This is a genomic window from Paraburkholderia sp. PAMB 6770, assembly GCF_057748135.1.
This window is the reverse complement of sequence record NZ_CM173239.1, coordinates 1,765,397-1,782,819: the sequence shown is the minus strand read 5'-3', so window position 1 is coordinate 1,782,819 and position 17,423 is coordinate 1,765,397. Positions and strand designations below refer to the sequence as shown.

General features: G+C 69.0%; 15 protein-coding genes. 8 read left to right on the top strand and 7 right to left on the bottom strand.

Going from position 1 to position 17,423, the window contains the following annotated elements; genetic code table 11:
• Window positions 1-60: 60 nt before the first annotated feature.
• The 3 genes from AC3AP7_RS25290 to AC3AP7_RS25280 all read left to right on the top strand — a co-directional run bounded on the left by AC3AP7_RS25290 (window position 61) and on the right by AC3AP7_RS25280 (window position 1,304).
• Window positions 61-348 (top strand): hypothetical protein, encoded by a 288-nt coding sequence (locus tag AC3AP7_RS25290; protein WP_487363042.1) that lies wholly within the window; start codon window positions 61-63, stop codon window positions 346-348.
• 31 nt (window positions 349-379) lie between these two features.
• Window positions 380-820, top strand: a complete 441-nt coding sequence (locus AC3AP7_RS25285) for a helix-turn-helix transcriptional regulator (RefSeq protein ID WP_487363041.1) — start codon at window positions 380-382, stop codon at window positions 818-820.
• A gap of 73 nt (window positions 821-893) precedes the next feature.
• Window positions 894-1,304: a VOC family protein gene (locus AC3AP7_RS25280; RefSeq protein ID WP_487363040.1), complete on the top strand. Its 411-nt coding sequence runs from the start codon at window positions 894-896 to the stop codon at window positions 1,302-1,304.
• Window positions 1,305-1,415: 111 nt separating this feature from the next.
• Here the strand turns inward: AC3AP7_RS25280 and AC3AP7_RS25275 are convergent, their stop codons facing one another.
• The 3 genes from AC3AP7_RS25275 to AC3AP7_RS25265 all read right to left on the bottom strand — a co-directional run bounded on the left by AC3AP7_RS25275 (window position 1,416) and on the right by AC3AP7_RS25265 (window position 5,068).
• On the bottom strand, window positions 1,416-2,855 hold the full coding sequence (locus AC3AP7_RS25275; RefSeq protein WP_487363039.1) for an MFS transporter: 1,440 nt from the start codon (window positions 2,853-2,855) through the stop codon (window positions 1,416-1,418).
• Between the two features lie 99 nt (window positions 2,856-2,954).
• Window positions 2,955-4,106, bottom strand: a complete 1,152-nt coding sequence (locus tag AC3AP7_RS25270; protein ID WP_487363038.1) for a CaiB/BaiF CoA transferase family protein — start codon at window positions 4,104-4,106, stop codon at window positions 2,955-2,957.
• Window positions 4,103-5,068: a hydroxymethylglutaryl-CoA lyase gene (locus tag AC3AP7_RS25265; protein WP_487363037.1), complete on the bottom strand. Its 966-nt coding sequence runs from the start codon at window positions 5,066-5,068 to the stop codon at window positions 4,103-4,105. Before AC3AP7_RS25265 ends, AC3AP7_RS25270 begins: the two co-directional genes overlap by 4 nt.
• A 186-nt stretch (window positions 5,069-5,254) precedes the next feature.
• Between AC3AP7_RS25265 and AC3AP7_RS25260 the strand changes: the two genes are divergently transcribed.
• A complete protein-coding gene (locus tag AC3AP7_RS25260) occupies window positions 5,255-6,181 on the top strand; it encodes a LysR family transcriptional regulator (protein WP_487363036.1) in 927 nt (308 codons plus the stop codon).
• Between the two features lie 109 nt (window positions 6,182-6,290).
• Here AC3AP7_RS25260 and AC3AP7_RS25255 read toward each other — a convergent pair whose 3' ends face one another.
• Complete coding sequence (locus AC3AP7_RS25255) at window positions 6,291-6,794, bottom strand: hypothetical protein (protein ID WP_487363035.1); 504 nt, start codon at window positions 6,792-6,794, stop codon at window positions 6,291-6,293.
• 218 nt (window positions 6,795-7,012) lie between these two features.
• Here AC3AP7_RS25255 and ampC point away from each other — a divergent pair, with 218 nt between their 5' ends.
• The 4 genes from ampC (at window position 7,013) to AC3AP7_RS25235 (ending at window position 13,205) form a co-directional block, all read left to right on the top strand.
• A complete protein-coding gene (gene ampC / locus AC3AP7_RS25250; protein ID WP_487363034.1) occupies window positions 7,013-8,188 on the top strand; it encodes a class C beta-lactamase in 1,176 nt (391 codons plus the stop codon).
• A gap of 342 nt (window positions 8,189-8,530) precedes the next feature.
• Window positions 8,531-10,930: an alkaline phosphatase family protein gene (locus tag AC3AP7_RS25245; protein WP_487363033.1), complete on the top strand. Its 2,400-nt coding sequence runs from the start codon at window positions 8,531-8,533 to the stop codon at window positions 10,928-10,930.
• 26 nt (window positions 10,931-10,956) lie between these two features.
• Window positions 10,957-12,426 (top strand): cytochrome-c peroxidase, encoded by a 1,470-nt coding sequence (locus AC3AP7_RS25240; RefSeq protein ID WP_487365013.1) that lies wholly within the window; start codon window positions 10,957-10,959, stop codon window positions 12,424-12,426.
• 107 nt (window positions 12,427-12,533) lie between these two features.
• On the top strand, window positions 12,534-13,205 hold the full coding sequence (locus tag AC3AP7_RS25235; protein ID WP_487363032.1) for a hypothetical protein: 672 nt from the start codon (window positions 12,534-12,536) through the stop codon (window positions 13,203-13,205).
• 21 nt (window positions 13,206-13,226) lie between these two features.
• Here the strand turns inward: AC3AP7_RS25235 and AC3AP7_RS25230 are convergent, their stop codons facing one another.
• The 3 genes from AC3AP7_RS25230 to AC3AP7_RS25220 all read right to left on the bottom strand — a co-directional run bounded on the left by AC3AP7_RS25230 (window position 13,227) and on the right by AC3AP7_RS25220 (window position 17,215).
• Window positions 13,227-14,366, bottom strand: a complete 1,140-nt coding sequence (locus AC3AP7_RS25230; protein ID WP_487363031.1) for a CmpA/NrtA family ABC transporter substrate-binding protein — start codon at window positions 14,364-14,366, stop codon at window positions 13,227-13,229.
• 10 nt (window positions 14,367-14,376) lie between these two features.
• Window positions 14,377-14,952, bottom strand: a complete 576-nt coding sequence (locus tag AC3AP7_RS25225; RefSeq protein ID WP_487363030.1) for an ANTAR domain-containing response regulator — start codon at window positions 14,950-14,952, stop codon at window positions 14,377-14,379.
• Window positions 14,953-15,742: 790 nt separating this feature from the next.
• Window positions 15,743-17,215, bottom strand: coding sequence for an MFS transporter (locus AC3AP7_RS25220; RefSeq protein WP_488324828.1), 1,473 nt, complete (start codon window positions 17,213-17,215; stop codon window positions 15,743-15,745).
• Window positions 17,216-17,423 lie beyond the last annotated feature (208 nt).

Below are 17,423 nucleotides of genomic sequence, written 5' to 3'. Positions count from 1 at the left end.
GTGCGAAGCGGACAAGCCTGCCATTATAACCGAAGGCGGCCGCCTGCGCCGTGCCAGCCGATGCGGGGGGCCGGTGGCGGCCATGGTAGCCACGGAGGTCTCGGCGGTCTCGGCGGTCTCGGCATCCACGGTAGCGACGGCATCCACGGTAGCCACGGCAGCCACGGCAGCCACGGCGGTCACGGTAGCCACGGCCACGGCAGCCACGGCATCCACGGCATCCACGGCATCCACGGCATCCACGGCGCGCGCCGCCGGCAATGCGCGCTGCATTGTGACGCGCGACGGCGCGCCGCCGCGCCGTCGCGATCGTGGCGCAATCCGCCGCACGGGATTGCGCAGGATTGAACGCGTGCGCCGGGCATGGCAGCATACGCCCATGCCCGCCACCCCCTCCGATACGGTCCTGCGCGACCTTGCCCGCCTGCGTCGCGTGCGCGACCGGATCGACCGCGACTACGCGCAGCCGCTCGACGTCGAGTCGCTCGCGCAGGGCATCGGCATGTCGGCGGGGCATCTGAGCCGGCAGTTCCGGCTCGCCTACGGCGAGTCGGTCTACGCGTACCTGATGACGCGGCGCATCGAGCGCGCCATGGCGCTGCTGCGCCGCGGCGACCTGAGCGTGACGGCGGTGTGCTTCGAGGTCGGATGCGCGTCGCTGGGCACGTTCGGCACCCGCTTCGCGGAGCGGGTCGGCGTGTCGCCCGGCGCTTACCGGCGCGATTGCGCGCGCGAGGCCGAGGGCATCCCGTCATGCGTCGCGAAGCAGGTGACGCGACCGGTCAGGAATCGAGAAGCGCGGGAAAAAGCACCCGCCTAGACTGTCTTCGATGGTTCGGGGCGCCGCGTCGGCCCCCCGGTTCTTGTCGCTTTGCCCACCACGGAGACTCATCATGGACATCACGATTCACTCGACTTTCCTGCCGCACGCCGACCCGGAGACGTCGCTCGCGTTCTATCGGGACGCGCTCGACTTCGAGATCCGCAACGACGTCGCGTTCGGCGGCAACCGCTGGATCACGGTCGGCCCGAAGGGCAAGCCGGCCACTTCCATCGTCCTGTATCCGCCCAACGCGACGCCCGGCGTCACGGACGCGGAGAAGCAGACGATTGCCGAAATGATGGCCAAGGGCACCTTCGCGATGCTGCTGCTCGGCGCGGCGGATCTGGACGCGGTCTTCCAGCGGCTGCAGGAATGCGACGCCGAGATTGTCCAGGCGCCGACCGACCAGCCCTACGGCGTGCGCGATTTCGGCGTGCGCGATCCCGCCGGAAACATGATCCGGATCCAGCAACTGCGCTGAAAGGCGGGCGGCCCGCAGGCGGTGGACGTCGCGCGGGCCGCGCGCCGCTTGCGGGCTTGAATTTCGTCTGGGCCGGTCCAGCGCGGGCCCGTGCCCGTTGGGAACCGCGCTTCAGTGGTTCAATTCCTCAAGGCGCACACCATTGGTTTTCGGTCCGAATGTGCCGATCGATATCACGACCGCCAGCATGCAGGCTGTGATCCCCGCGAAGACCCCGGGTACGCCGAAGTTCCTGAGCAGGAACGCGATCAGAAATCCCGACATCATCGCGCCGACCCGGCTGGCCGAATACACGATGCCATTGGCGCGGCATCGGACGGCCGTGGGAAACAGTTCGGCCTGGTACGCGTGATAGCACACCGAGATGGCCTGCCCGGCGAGGCTGATCAGGACGCCCAGCGCGATCAGCGGGACGGCGGCCGTCACCTGCGCGAAGATCAGCCCGCACACGATTACCACCAGCGCGCCGCCGACAATCAGGTACTTTCGCTGGACCCGGTCGGCCAACGCCATGGTCAGCAGCGGCCCGAGGGGCAACGCAAAGGCGATGACGAACGAGTAGAGCAGGCTCTTCGTCACGGCGATGCCCTGACCGATCAGCAGCGTGGGCACCCAGTTGGCGAAGCCGTAGTAGCCGATCGCCTGGCAAAAGTTGAAGACGATCAGCATGAACAGGCGCGAGCGATACGGCGCGCGCCACAATTCGGCAAGCGATGCGCGCCGGTGCGCGGGCTGCCCGATGACCGGCGACGGCGGCGGCAGCGGCCGGCCCGACTGGCGCGCGACCACGGCCTCGATCGCGCTCACGATCGTCCCGGCCTGCTCGATCCTGTCATGCATCGCCAGCCAGCGCGGGCTCTCCGGCACCGCGCGCCGGATGAACCACACCAGCACGGCGCCCGCCGATCCCGCGAGGATCACGATGCGCCATCCCTCGAAGCCCGCGACGCTCGCCGGGACCAGCCAGTACGACAGAATGGCGGCCACCGGTGCGGCCGCAAACATCACGCACTGGTTGAACGCCATCGCGCGGCCGCGCATGTGCTGCGGGACCAGTTCGGTCACGTAGCTGTCGATGGTGACGATCTCGATTCCGACGCCGATGCCCGTGATGAAGCGCCACAGGATCATTCCTTCGGGCGTGTGCTGGAACGCCATGATCGCCGATCCGGCCGAGTACCACAGCAGCGAGACCGTGAACACGGCGCGGCGGCCGTAGCGATCGGGCATCCCGCCCAATGCAAAGGTGCCGGCGAACAGCCCGGCAAACGTCGCGGCGATAAACCCGGCGATGCCCGTCATGCCGAAGAACGCATGCGTCGTCGTGTGAAGGAGGCCGCTTTTCGCCATGCCGGGCGCCACATAGCCGGTGAAGATCAGATCGTAGACTTCGAAGAAGCCGCCGAGCGAAATCAGGAAAATCAGTTGCCACAGATGCCGGGTGACCGGCAGGCGATCCATACGGGCGGCAATCGCGGCGCGGGGCGTCGCGTCGACAGCAACGACAGGCGCGACGAGCGGACGCGAATCCGCGGCGGCAGAGGGGGGCATAGGTGTCTCCTGAATCCTGCGAATAGCGACGGGGTAGTGGTGTTTTCGGTATCCGTCATGCGGCGCGCGGCCGTTTTGCGCCGCGGGTGAAGCGCGCGGTCATCCGGTGGCGCGCTTCGTCAGGCGCGAAAGAATCTCCTGCGTGTGTTCGCCGACCCGCGCGAGCGCCTGGCGTACGCCGGGACGGCGGCCGCCCATCGTCAGCGGCAGCAGCACGACGTCGGTCGTCGTGCCGTCGTCGGCTTGCATCGGCACGAGGCCGCCGCTCGCTTTCAGATGCGGATCGTCGAGCAGTTGCTCCGGCCGCACGATCGGCGCATAGGGAATGCCGGCCGCTTCAAGCTTCGGCGCGAGTTCGTCCGCGCGATGGTCCTTCAGTATCGCGGCAAGCACGTCGAGCAGCGCGGGCCGCACGGCCACACGCAGCGCGTTGTTCGCGAAGCGCGGCTCGGCGGCGATATCGGGGCGGCCGAGCACGTCGCACAGCGTGACGAACTGCCGGTCGCTCACCGCGCCGATGAACAGTTGCGCATCGTCCGCCAGCGTGAATACGTCGTAGACGCTCCACGCGGAGACGCGCGCGGGCATCGGCGGCGGCGCTTCCTTCGTCATCGCGTATTGCTGCATGTGCTGCGCGCACAGGAACACGCAGTTCTCGAAGAGCGCGCTCTGGATCTCCTGGCCGCGTCCGGTGAAGTCGCGTTCGCGCAGCGCGGCGAGCACGCCGATTGCGCCGAACATGCCGCCCATGATGTCGTTCACCGACGTACCCGCGCGCAGCGGCCGGCCGACGGGGCCGGTCATGTACGACAGCCCGCCCATCATCTGCACGACCTCGTCGAGCGCGAGGCGCTTCTCGTACGGGCCGGGCAGAAAGCCCTTGTGCGAGACGTAGATGAGGCGCGGATAGCGTTTCGCGAGCGTCTCGTAGCCGAGGCCGAGCGTCTGCATCAGACCGGGGCGGAAGTTTTCGAGCATCACGTCGCAGGTGCCGATCAGCGCGAGCGCGGCGTCGAGGCCGTCCGGCGTGCGGATGTCGAGCACGACGCTTTTCTTGTTGCGATTGAACGTGCGGAAAAAGCCGATGCCGAGCCCCGGCAGCCTGCGCGTCCTGTCGCCCCCGGGCGGCTCGATCTTGATCACTTCCGCGCCGAGATCGGCGAGGATCATCCCGCACGTCGGCCCCATGACCATGTGCGTAAACTCGACGACGCGCACGCCGTCGAGCGGAAGTCGTGTGGAAGGCGTCATCGTGTGAAGTCCTGGACGGTCGGCGCGCCGCTTGCGGCTGCGCGCGAAAAAGTGTTTGGCAGTCCTGCGCGCCACAGCGCGCCATGCAGCGTCTCGCCGTCGAGCCACTGGGCGACCTTCGCACGCAGCGCGAGCAGCGCGTGAATATCGATGCCGGTCCCGATGCCCATGTCGGCGAGCATGAAGGCCAGATCTTCGCTCGATGCGTTGCCGCTCGCGCCGGGCGCGTGCGGGCATCCGCCGATGCCGGCAAGCGTCGCGTCGAAGCGCGCCACGCCGGTCTCCAGCGCTGCGTACACGTTGGCGAGCGCGAGGCCGCGCGTGTCGTGGAAGTGGCCGCACCAGAAGCGTTCGCCGGCGATCCGGCGGGCCTTGTCGAACAGCGTGCGCACGGCGCGCGGGCCCGCATGGCCGACGGTGTCGGCGAGGCTCACGCGGTCGGCGCCGGCATCCAGCGCGGCCTGCAGGTCGCGCAGCACATCGCTTTCGTCGACGCGCCCCTGGATCGTGCAGCCGAAGGCCGTGCCGATCCCGGCCTCGATCAGCGTGTGCGCGCCGGCGGCGTCGCGCGCGGCGCGTATCCGCGCCACTTCGGCGACCATTTCGTCCGGTGTCTTGCGCAGATTGGCGAGGCTATGTGCGCGGCTCGCCGACAGCGGCACGAGCAGCAGATCGGCATGCGACGCCAGCGCACGCTCGGCGCCTTGCAGGTTCGGGACGAGCACGGAGACGAAAAGACCCGGCAGCGTTTTCGCGAAGGCGACCAGTTCGCCGGTATCGGCAAGCTGGGGCAGCCGCCGCGCCGGCACGAACGACCCGACTTCGATCTCGCGCTGGCCGGCCGACCATGCGTCGCGTATCCATTCGATCTTGCGCGCGGTCGGCAACGTGCGCGCGATGCTTTGCAGGCCGTCGCGCAAGCCGACTTCGCGGATCACGACGTCGGGGGGGAACAAGGGCATGACTGTCTCCGTTGGCGCGGGTCGTTGAATCCACTCGTCTGGCCGGCCGGCCGCCCGCGATGCGCTAACCGGCGGGCCCACCGATGGGTCACCCGGTGTGCTAACTTTAGAGCTTCCAGAAATACATTAAAGCGGTATTTCGGAACCGTTAACCTTCCGAACCGGAAGGGCTGAGGAGGCGCCATCGTGCGTGACATCGACCTGAAAACGTTGCGGCTTTTCGTGGCCGTTTGCGACCACCGCAACATTGCGCGGGCGGCGCAGGAGGCGCACATCGAGCCGTCGGCGATCAGCAAGCGCATCGCGCAGCTCGAAGGCGATCTCGGCGTGCCGCTGCTCGCGCGCTCGCGGCGCGGCGTGGAACCGACGGGCGCGGGCGTTGCGCTGCTCGAACATGCCCGCAGCGTGCTGTTCACGATCGGGCGCATCGAAAGCGATGTCGCCGCGTTCGGCGGCGGGCTGCGGGGGCGCGTGAGCATCTGTGCGTCGGCCTCGGCGATCGCGGAGGCGCTGCTCGACGACATCGCGTCGTTCATGCGCGAGCCCGGGAATGCGAATATCCGCGTCGACGTGGAGGAGCGCCTGTCCTCGGATCTGGTGCGCCAGTTGCGCGAGGGCGCGGCGAGCGTCGGCGTGTGCTGGGACAACGCGAGCCTGCAGGGTTTGCAGCACGTGCCGTACCGGCGCGACCGGCTGGTGCTTGCCGTGCATCCGGACCATCCGCTCGCGGACCAGCCGGCGCTCGGCTTCGAGCAGACGCTCGATTACGAGCATGTGGGGCTGCTGCCGAGCACCGCGGTTCATACGATGCTGCAGCGCGCGGCGGCGCGCGCGGGCAAGACGCTGTCGTATCGCGTGATCGTGTCGAGCTTCGATGCCGCGTTCCGCGTCGTCGCGGCGGGATTGGGCATCAGCGTGGTGCCGGTCGAAGTCGCGCAGACCTACCGGTCCGCACTCGGCGTGAAGACGGTTGGGCTGACCGACGATTGGGCGCAGCGCCGCTTCGTCGTCTGCTTCAGGAGCCGCGAAGCACTGCAGCCAGCCGCGCAAAGACTGGTGGACTACCTCGCGAGCCGCGCGCGACCGGACGTGACCGGACGTGACCGGACGTGATCGCGCGTGATCGCGCGTGACCGGACGTCCCCCGGCGCGATGAAACCGCCGTTTTGCGCCGCCGACGGCGGCGCGTCTGTCGCATATCGCGCCCCGTGCCGGTTTGCGCCTATTCGACGTGCAGCGACCCGGCCATTTCCCGGATGACGGGCGACCACGTCGCTTCCTCGGCGGCCGGATAGATGAACTGCACGGCGACCAGCGTATCTCCGTGAATCAGCACCTTTTCATAGACGATCTGGTTGTGCGCGCTCGTACAGGAGAACGCCACCAGCGTGCGCCTGCTGACCGCGTAGCGCGTCGTCGGGTCGGGGCAGTACGGCTGCGCCTCGTTGTGCAGGATGCGCGCCGGCGTGTCGCCGTTCGCGTTGAAGCGCCCCCACACGGCGACCCGCGCGGTGCCGGATTTCGCCGAAAAGACGACGCCGTCGCCGTCGTCCGCTTCCTCGCCGGGCACCAGCAGGTTGCGCGGATATTCGATCGTGTATGCGTAGCGCACGTTCGCGTAGACCGCCGGCGCCTGCGTGGACGCGCCGGCGGCGCGGCACGCCGGGGCGCCGGCGGCGAGGCAGATCGCGAGCGTGCAGGTCGTCAATGCGTTGCGGTTCGGCATGGGCGGGAAGGCAAGGCGGTGAAAAGGGCGGCCCCCGATGATTGCATGACCGCCGGCCGCCGTCGAGCGCCCGGCATGCCGGCGCGCGCGTCCGCGAGTCCCTTCGAGCTATAAGTTTTTCTGGGGTGACGGGCAACTTATCATCGTTTGCCACGGCGCGCCGGACACGCGATAGTGGCGCCTCCTCAACGCTCCCACTCAAGGAAGGAAGCCCGCCAATGAAGCTCAGGAATACGGTATCCGCGATGATGAAGGCGCTTTGCGCGGCATGGGCGCTCGTCGGCGCAGGCCATGCCGCCTATGCGGCGGCCGATCGGGTCGAGACGGTAGTCGACGAGGCAATACAACCGCTTATGGCAAAAGACCATATCCCGGGGATGGCGGTGGGCGTCATCGTCGCGGGCCGGCCGCGCGTCTTCAACTATGGCGTCGCGTCGACGCAAACCGGCCAGCCGGTCACGAACCGGACGCTGTTCGAACTCGGCTCCGTATCCAAGACCTTGACCGCGACGCTCGCGTCGCTCGCCGATGTCGACCATCAACTCTCGCTGTCCGATTCCGTGTCGCAGTATCTGCCGTCGCTCGACCGCACGCCGTTCGGCCGGCTGAGCCTGCTCGAACTCGGCACGCACACGCCCGGCGGACTGCCGCTGCAGGTGCCCGACGACATCCGCGATGAAGCCGGCCTGATGCGTTATTTCAAGACCTGGCGCCCGGCGCACGTACCCGGCACGTATCGCACCTATTCGAACGTGGGGATCGGAACGCTCGGCCTGATCACCGCGGACCGCATGGGACAGGATTTCACGCGGCTGATGCAAGGGCGGCTCTTTCCCGCGCTCGGTCTGCAGGACAGCTTCATCGACGTGCCGGCCGCGCGCGAAGCCGACTACGCGCAGGGCTACACGAAGCAGGGCCAGCCGGTGCGCATGACGGGCGGCGTGCTCGCGCCGCAGGCGTATGGCGTGAAGTCGACGGCGGCCGACATGCTGCGCTTCATTGCCGGCAACATGAAGCTCGGCGGACTCGATCCCACGCTGCAGCGCGCGCTCACGCAGACGCATACCGGCTACTTCAAGGCCGGCCCGCTCACCCAGGACCTCGCGTGGGAACAGTACCCGTACCCGGTTGCGCTGACGACGCTGCTGGCGGGCAACGGTCCGGCGATGATCTTCGACGGCTCGCCCGCGACGCGGCTGCAGCCGCCCGAGGCGCCGCGCGGCGACGTGTGGATCAACAAGACGGGCTCCACCAGCGGATTCGGTTCGTACGTGGCCTTCATTCCCGACCGGCGGCTGGGCATCGTGATCCTCGGCAACCGCAATTTCCCGATCGAAGACCGGGTCGCCGCCGCGTACCGGATTCTGCGCGCGCTCGACGCAACCCCGCAGTAAGGGCGGGGCAGGGACGCCGGGGCGCCGATTGCAGCGCGGTCTCCCCGGCGCGCGCGTCTATCCCAAAAATACTTTCTTAACCATTACTATTTAATTCATTTAACTTACACATTCGCTCCCTAGAATTCCCAGCGCGTCAAAAGCGATGAGGATGCCAAAGCGATGGGGTGGAACAGGTTATTCGTTGTACTGACAGATAGCCATGGTTCAGCTTTGCAAACGATCTACCCGAACGCCGCGTGCGCGGCGGGGCGGGTCGTGGCCGGGCGGCGGCGATGCCGGCCGCGGCCTCCTTGTCGTGAAAACCGACAGTTGTTTGTACAGCGAACCAAGGAATTCACCATGTCGTTCAGAAGATCGGGAATCAACGCCTGCCTGCTCGCGTCGATCGCGTCGGCGTGCCTGCTCGCCGCGTGCGGCGGCGCAAGCGGCGGCAGCGCGGACAGCGGGAGCGCAGCGGACGTGAGCGATGCGGGCCGCCCGGGCACCGCCGCCGCCCCCACCGCCCCCGCCGCACCACTCGCGACCTACAGCGGCGTGGTGGCGGCGAGCGGGTTCGTGCCGGGCAGTACGACCGGCGATCCGCTCATCAAGCCGGGTTATTACGCCGGCGCAACGGTTTTCGTCGATGCGAACGGCAGCGGCACCCTGGAGCCGGGCGAACCGTCGACGACGACCGACGCATCCGGCCGCTTCACGCTGCAGAGCGCGGTCCAGGGTCCGCTCGTGGCCGACGTATCGACGCGCGCGACCAACACCGCGACCGGCGCGGCAGTGGCGAACCATCTGATCCTGCGCGCGTCGGCGGCGCAGATCGCCGATCAGGGCGCGTCGCACGTCGTGATCAGTCCCATGTCGAGCGAGGTGCAGCGTCTCGTCGAGGCGAACGGCACGTCCTACGCGCAGGAAAAATCGAATCTCGGCAGCCGCCTGAGCGGCCCGGTCCCGGGCGTGTCGGGCGGGTCGGTCGAGGTGAGCGGCACGCAGGCGCTGGCCGACGTCAACAGCCTGTCCGGCGCGCAGCAGGCAGCGGTGCTCGCCGAATACCAGCCGCTCACGAACCGCTATACGTACGCCACGACCAGGCTCGAACGCCGCGATCCCTATCCCGACAACCTTGCCGTGCCCGGCGGCGATCCGGCGCTGCCGCCGCTCGCGGCGGCCGGTTCGCACGTGACGGCCGCGACCGCCGTGACGCCGCTCGCGGCGCAGGCCCCCATCACGTTCGCGCAGGCGCAGCAGGCCGCGTTCAACATCGAGGGCATTCCGCGCTACGACGCCGTCTTCGTGATCATGATGGAGAACAAGAGCACGAACGCGATCCTGGGTTCGCCGAACGCGCCGAACATCAATGCGCTGCTGAAGAGCGGCAACCAGTTCACGACCTACTACTCGACGGGCAATCCGAGCGAGCCGAACTATACGGCGCTCGGCGGCGCCGACGACTGGGGAATCACCGACGACAACTGGTGGGGCTGCGGCGCCGGCGCGCCGGGGTCGGGGGTCAGCAACGCGCCGACAGACGTCGCGTTTGCCGGCGGCAGCGCGTCGGACGGCGCGCCGCTGGTGGCCACCGCCGCGATGCCGCCGCTCGACACCGCGCATCTTTCGTCCTATGGCAGCAGCGGCTGCGCGGTGGGCGCGGCCGCGAACCACAACGTCCAGGCGGCGAGCCTGTTCACGCTGATCTCGCAGGCGGGCCTCACGTGGCGCACGTATAGCGAGTCGATGAATCCGGGGCAGGACCCGCGCGCGGACAGCATCGCCGATGCGAGCGTCAAGGGGACTTACACGGGCCCAGGGGGGCCGGGCACGTCGAACTACGCGGTGCCGGCGGGTCTTTACAAGACCAAGCACCATCCGGGCATGGCGTACCAGAGCACGCGCAACCTGCCGGAGTTCTTCGCGGACAACCGCACGGTGGCGGGCACCCAGTGGAGCGCGGCCGCGTGGGCCAACGGGTCCGCTTACCGCATTCCGGCGGGCTACGACTACGATCAGCTCGGCACCGATCTCGCAACGGGCGACGTGGGCAACCTGAACTTCATCATGCCCGACCAGTGCGACGACATGCACGGCGTGGGGTCCGATCCGAGCTGCACCGGGACGAAGATCATCCAGCGCGGCGACGCTTATGTGCAGCAACTGATCAGCCGGATCCAGGCGTCGCCGCTGTGGACGAACCCGCTGCGCCGGGTGGCGATCGTCGTGATGTTCGACGAGGGCGGCGGCAGCAGCACGTCGTGCTGCGGCTGGAACACGTCCACCGCGAGCGGCGACCAGCCGCTGCAGCCAGGTGCGGGCGGCGCGTGGCTGCCGCCCGCGACGCCTGTGGCGAAGTACAGCGCGGGGAACCACGGTCACGGCAATTCGATTTTCGCCGTACTGACGAATCAGCCCGATGCGCCGAAGGGCGTGATCGACAGCGACGCATATAGCCACTTCTCGTTCGTGCGGACGCTGCAGGATATGTTCCAGATCGGCGATCCCGGCAACGACGCGTCCTACCTCAGCCGCGCGAAATACACCGAGCGGTTCATCGCGCAGAACATCGTGAACCTGCCGGAGTATGCGGGCAGTGCCGACACGCACTTCGATTCGGTGCGGCCGATGAATCACGCGTACGTGATTCCGGCGGGCTACACGCAGCGCCTGAATCCGGGCGACGTGTCCGGGACGTCGCTGTCCGCCGCCCAGGTCGGGCCGGACGCGTCGCAGGCCAACGTCTGGGCACTCCGGTAGGCCGGCGCATGAGTCAAGGATTCGCGATGCGCAAGCGGGCTGTCTACGCGTTATGTGCGTATGCGCTGAGCCTGTCGGCCTGTGGCGGCGGGGATGGCGGCAATCCCGCGCAACGCGCGGCAGCGGGCGACGCGTCGCCCGCTGCCGCCGACGGCGCCCCGGCTGCGCCCGCCGGCGCGGCCAGCCCGGTGCCGCCGGGCGCAGCCCCGTCGGCCCCGCTGAGTCTCGCGGCGCAAGTCGGCGGCCAGCTGTTTTTCGACGTCAATCTGTCGGGCAACCGGAACATGTCGTGCGCCACGTGCCATTCGCCCCAGTACGGCTACGGTCCGCCGGACAGCCTTGCCGTCCAGCTCGGTTCGGACGGCGTTTCGGCGGGTGTGCGCGCGGTGCCGTCGCTGCGCTACAAGGACATGACGCCGGCCTACAGCGACGATTCCATGAACCCGGACGGCGTGTCGCAGAATGCGCCCGGCGGCGGATTCATGTGGGACGGCCGCGCGGATACGCTGGCGGCTCAGGCGGCCCTGCCGCTGCTCAACCCGATCGAGATGAACAATGCGTCGAAGGCTGCCGTGGTGCAGAAGGTCCGCGACGCGCCATATGCGGCGCTTTTCGAGCAGGCGTTCGGCACGGGGGTGTTCGGCGACGCGGACGTCGCTTTCAGCGACATCGGCGCGGCGCTGCAGGCGTATCAGAGCGAGGAGCCGAGCTTTCATCCCTATTCGAGCAAGTTCGACCGGTATCTGGGCAACAAGATCGGCGGCACGCTGACGGCGGCCGAAATGCGCGGGCTCGCGCTCTTCAACGGGGCGGCCAACTGCGCGGCCTGCCACTATGGGGGCGCGAACTTCAACGGCACGGTGGCGCTCATGACCGACTTCACCTATCAGGCGCTCGGCGTGCCGCGCAACGATACGTCGATTCCGGGCAACCCGAGCCCGATTCCCGCCAACACCGCCGCGTCGTACTTCGACATGGGGCTGTGCGGCCCCTACCGAACCGACCACCAGCCCGCGTCGGCCGGCGCGGCGAACGCCTATTGCGGGCTGTTCAAGGTGCCGACATTGCGCAACGTGGCCACCCGCGGCGCGTTTTTCCACAACGGCGTGTTCCACTCGCTGCAGCAAGTGCTGCACTTCTACAACACGCGGGATACCAACCCCGAATACTGGTACCCGTCGAGCGGCGGCGAGCGCGGCAACGTAACGCACAATCCCGGTTACGCGCTGTTTCCGACCTATGCGTCGGGCGCCACGGTCTCGACGTTCAACGATTTGCCCGCAGCCTATCGCGGCAACGTGGACGAAGAGGCGCCGATGGGAACCGGCGCGGGCGGAACGAACACGCTCGGCAGCGGCACGCAGCCGCGCCCGGTGCACTCCGCGCCGGTGATGAGCGAGCGGGACATGCAGGACGTGATCTGTTTCCTGGACACGCTGACCGACGGCTACCAGCCGCCCGCGACGCCACCGGCGAGCGGCGTCTGTGTGAACTGATCCGGAATTGATCAAAAATTGATTCGGATTGCAGATAATCGTGCCGTGCCCCTGACGGGGACGGCACGCTTCCCATTTTTATCAGACCGGAAACCGGCCACGACACCATGAAGCAACCCCCTTTCGTTTCGCGGCGCGTTTGCGCGGCCGCGTTCCTGATCGCACTTGGCATGCTCGGCGGATGCCGCGACTCGCGCGAGGAGGCCAACCAGGCGAATTTCACGGCGGCGATCCGCGATTTCCTCGCGAAGCGGGGCCACCTGTGCGTGGCCAAATACGACTGGCCCATCTACGTGAGCGCCCAGGACGCGGCGGCGGGCACACGCGACGCGCGCCAGATGCCTGTGCTCGAACAGGTCGGCCTCGTCGAAAGCAAGGAGGTGATGCTCGAACGCAAGGACCAGGACGGCAAGACGATTCGCGCGCCGGGGCGCGCGTATGCGCTCACCGCGGAAGGCCGGAAATACTATCTGCACCTTCCGGTGGACGTGGCGAGCGCCCCCTCGCGCGTGACGCATCCGGGCGACCTCTGCGTCGCTTCGCTGTCGCTCGACAAGGTGGTGGGTTGGGAAACCCCGGTCACGCAAAACGGACAGCGAGTGAGCTCGGTGCTCTACACGTACCGGATTGCGCCGGCGTCATGGGTGCGCGACCCACGCGTGTTGCGCGCGTTTCCGATGGTGGCGCGCGTGATCGAAGGCGAGGGCACGATGCAGCTTCGCGAAGGCGTTCATCTCACGGACGCGGGCTGGGTCGCCGACGCGGTGTTCCCGCGCTGACGCAAGCAGGCCGCGAACGCGCTACGCGCGCAGCGGGAACCCGTTCACATAGCCGCGCGGATCGGCGCCGGTCCATTCGCGTCCGTCGATCATCAGCGCCGGCACGCGCTCGGGCGGCAGCGCGATACCCATCGCGCTTGCCGCCTCGCGATACAGCTGCGTCTGGTTGATCGACGCGGCGAGGGCCGCATAGTCGTCGCGCGCGTCGATCATGCGCCAGCGCTCGTATTGCGTGAGAAACCAGACGCCGTCGGCCGGGCGCGGGTAGTTGACCGCGCCGCCGTCGAAGAAGCGCACCGGCAGACGGCGCGGCACGGGCGTCGCGATTTCGCGCGCGAGGCGCTGCGCGATCAGCGCCTCGTCGATGCCGATGTACTCGGGCCGCACGAGCCAGCGCGCGATGTCGTTGCGATGACCGTCGCCGTCGAGCCAGCGGCACGCTTCGAGCATCGTCTGCACGAGCGCGCGGGCGGTGTGCGGGTGACGCAGCGCGAAATCGCGCCGGCACGCGAGCACCTTCTCCGGGTGGTCGGGCCAGATTTCGCTGCTGTACGCGACCGTGCGGCCGACGCCGCGCGCCTGCGCCGCCGCATTCCACGGTTCGCCGACGCACAGGCCGTCGAGGCGGTCGCCGGCGAGCGCGTCCACCATCTGCGGCGGCGGAATCACGACGCTTTCGACGTCGCGCAGCGGATGCACGTGCTGCGATGCGAGCCAGTAGTACAGCCACATCGCATGCGTGCCGGTCGGAAAGGTCTGCGCGAACACCGGCTTGCGACCGAGCGTGGCCAGCGCGGCCGGCAGCGAACCGTGGGTGGCGAGCGCATCGGCGAGACGGTTCGACAGCGTGATCGCCTGGCCGTTGCGGTTGAGCACCATCAGCACCGCCATGTCCGTGCGCGGCCCGCCGAGGCCCAGTTGCACGCCGTATGGAAGGCCGTAGAGCGCGTGCGCGGCATCGAGCTCGCCGGCCAGCAGCTTGTCGCGCAGCGCCGCCCACGACGGCTGGCGCGACAGTTCGAGCGTGAGGCCGTGCGCGTGGCCGAATTCGAGCAGCTTCGCGGCGACGAGCGGCGCCGCGTCCGACAGCGAGACGAAGCCGAGCCGGACATGGGTCTGTTCGAGCGCGGACGGGGCAGGGGCAAGGGCGGGCGGTTTCATGACAGGCGTATCAGGAAGCCGGGTCGGCGGCCGTGACGATCTGGCGCGCGATCTCGACGAGCTTCACGCCCTCGTTCATCGCGCGCTTGCGCAGGCTCGCATACGCGGCGGGTTCGGCAAGGTTCTGCTGGTCCATCAGCAGACGTTTGGCGCGGTCGATCAGCTTGCGCTCGGCAAGCTCGCCCTCGACCTGCGCAAGGCGCTCGCGCAACTGCGACTCCTGCGCGAAGCGCGCGAGCGCGACTTCGAGGATGGGCGCGAGCCGTCCGGTCGCGAGGCCCTCGACGAGATAGGCGGTGACGCCGGCGCCCACCGCGTCGCGGATCAGTTGCTGGTTCGCGTCGTGGCTGAACATCAGCACCGGACGCGGCGCGGTGGCGTTCATCACGGCGAGCTGTTCGAGCGTGTCGCGCGACGGCGATTCGGTATCGATGATGATCACGTCGGGCTTCTCGCGCTCGACGATCCGGTGCAGCGCCTGCGAGGTCGCGGTGTCGGCGAGCATGTCGTACCCGAGCCGCGCGAGCGCATCGCGCAGATCGCCAATCGGCTTGTCGGTGTCGGTTACGAGCAGTACACGCAGCATGTCGGGGCGGTTTCGTGCGGGATCGGGAACAAGGGGGCGAGGGGGCGCGACCGGGGCCGGCGGGCCGCGGGCGCCCGTCGAGCGGCTGAGCGCTCGAGCGGCCCGGTCGCTCGCAAGGGCGGGCTGGCCGACGGTGTGGACTGCGGGCGGTGGCGTTCTGGCGTCATGATGGCGTTCAATCGCATGCCGGCGGTGAGGCCGGCGACAGCTGGCGTCGAACGTCATTGCCCGACCGGAGGGACAACGGCGCACGGCGCGCCGCAACGGCACGCGCCGGAGCGGACCGGCGTCCTTGCCGGAACCCGCGCGCCGGTGCGAGGCGGCGCGGGCTCCGTACGGATGGCCCCGCGTCATTGCGAGGGTCGGGCTGTTTCAAGCAAGCGTCATGCCATGCCGATGACGGCGGCTTGGGCGGACCGCTCGCGCGAATGCTGTGGACACCGCGCGGTGGAGGGCGCACCGAAGCGGTGCGGCGCAGCACGTGTGCACCGAGGTGGCGCGAGGCGCGGCGTCATGGCGGACGCGGGTGGGCGCGCGGGAGGCGCGGCGCGTGGCGTTGGCGCGGAAGGCCGGTTTGCGGAGGCAGGCGTGCGGTGCAGCGCGTGGCTTTGGCACAGAGGCAGGCGTGTGGTGCGTGGCGGTGGCGCGCAGGCAGGTATGTGCTGCGCAGCGTTGGCACAGAGGCAGGCGTGCGGTGAGCAGCGCAGCGCGTGGCTTGGGCGCGGAAGGCCGGCGTGCGGTGCGTGGCGCAGCACATGGCGGTGACGCAGAGACAGGTGTGCGCGCAGGCTTACCCCGCTGCGCGCGCCCAAGCGTGAGCTGGACCGAAGGCACGCGCGTAGCTGCGCGGCGAGAGGACCCGCGTCAGCACGATCATTGCGCACAGGGTCAGTGCGAGCAGCAGCCACGCGGCGCGGAAGGTGCCGGTGGCCTCGCGCAGCACGCCTGCGATGAGCGGCGCGATTGCGGCGATCACAAAGCCCACGCCCTGCATGAAGGCCGCGATACGCGCCGCGAGGCGCGGCGCTTCGGCGTGGTCGAGCGCGGTGACGAGCGTGAGCGCGAAGGTGCCGCCGAGTCCCGCGCCGGCACTCGCCACCCATAGCAGCGGTGCACCGAGCGGCCACAGCGCAAGGCCGGCGATGCCTGCGAGTTGCGCCGCGAGACCGAGCACGAGCCACGGCCGCCGGTCGCGAAACGGCGCGGCCGCAAGCGGCAGCAGCACGGCGGCGGCGGCCTGGAAGAGCGTCATCGTCGCGAGCAGCGCGCCGCTTTGTGCGACGCTTGCGCCTTGCTGCTGGTAATACGCGGGCAACCACGCGACGAGCGTCGTGTAGCCGCCGTTGACGAGGCCGAAGTGCAGGCCGAGCGTCCATGCGCGGCGCCGGCGCCACAGCGGCGGACCGTCGGCGGCGGGCGGTGGTGGGAGGGGGGCGGCGCGGGTGGTGTTTGATGTATGCGGGGCGTGTGGGGTGTGTGCGTCGTGTGAGGCGTGTGGGGTGTCTGAGGTGTCTGAGGTGTCTGAGGTGTCTGAGGTGCGTGAGGCGGCGATAACGCGCGAATGCTCGCCGGGGTGTGCCGTGCGAGCGGCATCGGCGGTATCCGCCGCGCCTGCTGCACCTGTCGCCGCGCGCCTCGCGCATCGGCCGAGTGCGAGCCAGCCGGCCAGCGCGAGCAGCGCCGGCAAGGCCCAGAACGCAAGGCCGGCGTGCCATGTGCCTGCCCAGCGGCTGAGCGCGGGGCTGAGGCGCGCGCCGAGTCCGCCGCCGCCCATGAGCGCCGCGGAGAAGATGCCCATCGCGAGCGGGACGCGGTGACCAAAGCGCTGCTTGATGACCCCCGGCAGCAGCGCCTGGATGGCCGCGACGCCGATGCCGGCGAGCGTCGCGCTCGCGAGCAGGGCGGCGCCGCTATCCGCGCGCCAGCGCGTGCCGCACGCGAGCGCGATGGCGAGCAGTCCGAGCGCGACGCCGCGCGTCTCGCCGACTCCGCGTGCGAGCGGGCCGGCCGCGAACGCGCCGAGCCCCATCGCGACCACCGGCAGGCTCGTCAGCAGTGCGGCGCCTGCATAGCTCAGTCCGGTGGCCGCGCGGATCGACGGCAGCAGCGGGCTGATCGATGTCAGCAGCGGCCGCAGGTTCAGGCCGATCGCGACGATCGCGGCCAGCCATACCAGCGGGACGAGCCGCGCCTGGCAGGCTCGGGAAAAGCGGCGCATCACGCGTGGGCGGCCGTCGCGTGCGGCACAAACAGGGTCGGTCATGGGGCTGGGTCGGAAGGCGGAGACGCCGGGTGCGCGGTTTGGGGCGGTGTCCGGCGAGGCGGTTGCGGATCCGTTATGGTCAACCATAATGTCTAAAAATGGTTAACCATAATTGTTATGCCCGGTATCCGGAATCGGCTCGCGCAGCGCTTGAGGCGGCACGCCGGGTCCGCTACGATGACGCCCGTCATCGACTCTTCCATGCTGC

Bases quoted from the DNA above. Each gene is read 5' to 3' on its own strand.
- AC3AP7_RS25240 (WP_487365013.1), top strand. From the start codon at position 10,957: ATGCGCAAGCGGGCTGTCTACGCGTTATGTGCGTATGCGCTGAGCCTG.
- AC3AP7_RS25280 (WP_487363040.1), top strand. From the start codon at position 894: ATGGACATCACGATTCACTCGACTTTCCTGCCGCACGCCGACCCGGAG.
- AC3AP7_RS25245 (WP_487363033.1), top strand. From the start codon at position 8,531: ATGTCGTTCAGAAGATCGGGAATCAACGCCTGCCTGCTCGCGTCGATC.
- AC3AP7_RS25220 (WP_488324828.1), bottom strand. From the start codon at position 17,215: ATGACCGACCCTGTTTGTGCCGCACGCGACGGCCGCCCACGCGTGATG.
- AC3AP7_RS25230 (WP_487363031.1), bottom strand. From the start codon at position 14,366: ATGAAACCGCCCGCCCTTGCCCCTGCCCCGTCCGCGCTCGAACAGACC.
- AC3AP7_RS25285 (WP_487363041.1), top strand. From the start codon at position 380: ATGCCCGCCACCCCCTCCGATACGGTCCTGCGCGACCTTGCCCGCCTG.
- AC3AP7_RS25235 (WP_487363032.1), top strand. From the start codon at position 12,534: ATGAAGCAACCCCCTTTCGTTTCGCGGCGCGTTTGCGCGGCCGCGTTC.
- AC3AP7_RS25270 (WP_487363038.1), bottom strand. From the start codon at position 4,106: ATGACGCCTTCCACACGACTTCCGCTCGACGGCGTGCGCGTCGTCGAG.
- ampC (WP_487363034.1), top strand. From the start codon at position 7,013: ATGAAGCTCAGGAATACGGTATCCGCGATGATGAAGGCGCTTTGCGCG.
- AC3AP7_RS25290 (WP_487363042.1), top strand. From the start codon at position 61: ATGCGGGGGGCCGGTGGCGGCCATGGTAGCCACGGAGGTCTCGGCGGT.
- AC3AP7_RS25225 (WP_487363030.1), bottom strand. From the start codon at position 14,952: ATGCTGCGTGTACTGCTCGTAACCGACACCGACAAGCCGATTGGCGAT.
- AC3AP7_RS25265 (WP_487363037.1), bottom strand. From the start codon at position 5,068: ATGCCCTTGTTCCCCCCCGACGTCGTGATCCGCGAAGTCGGCTTGCGC.
- AC3AP7_RS25255 (WP_487363035.1), bottom strand. From the start codon at position 6,794: ATGCCGAACCGCAACGCATTGACGACCTGCACGCTCGCGATCTGCCTC.
- AC3AP7_RS25275 (WP_487363039.1), bottom strand. From the start codon at position 2,855: ATGCCCCCCTCTGCCGCCGCGGATTCGCGTCCGCTCGTCGCGCCTGTC.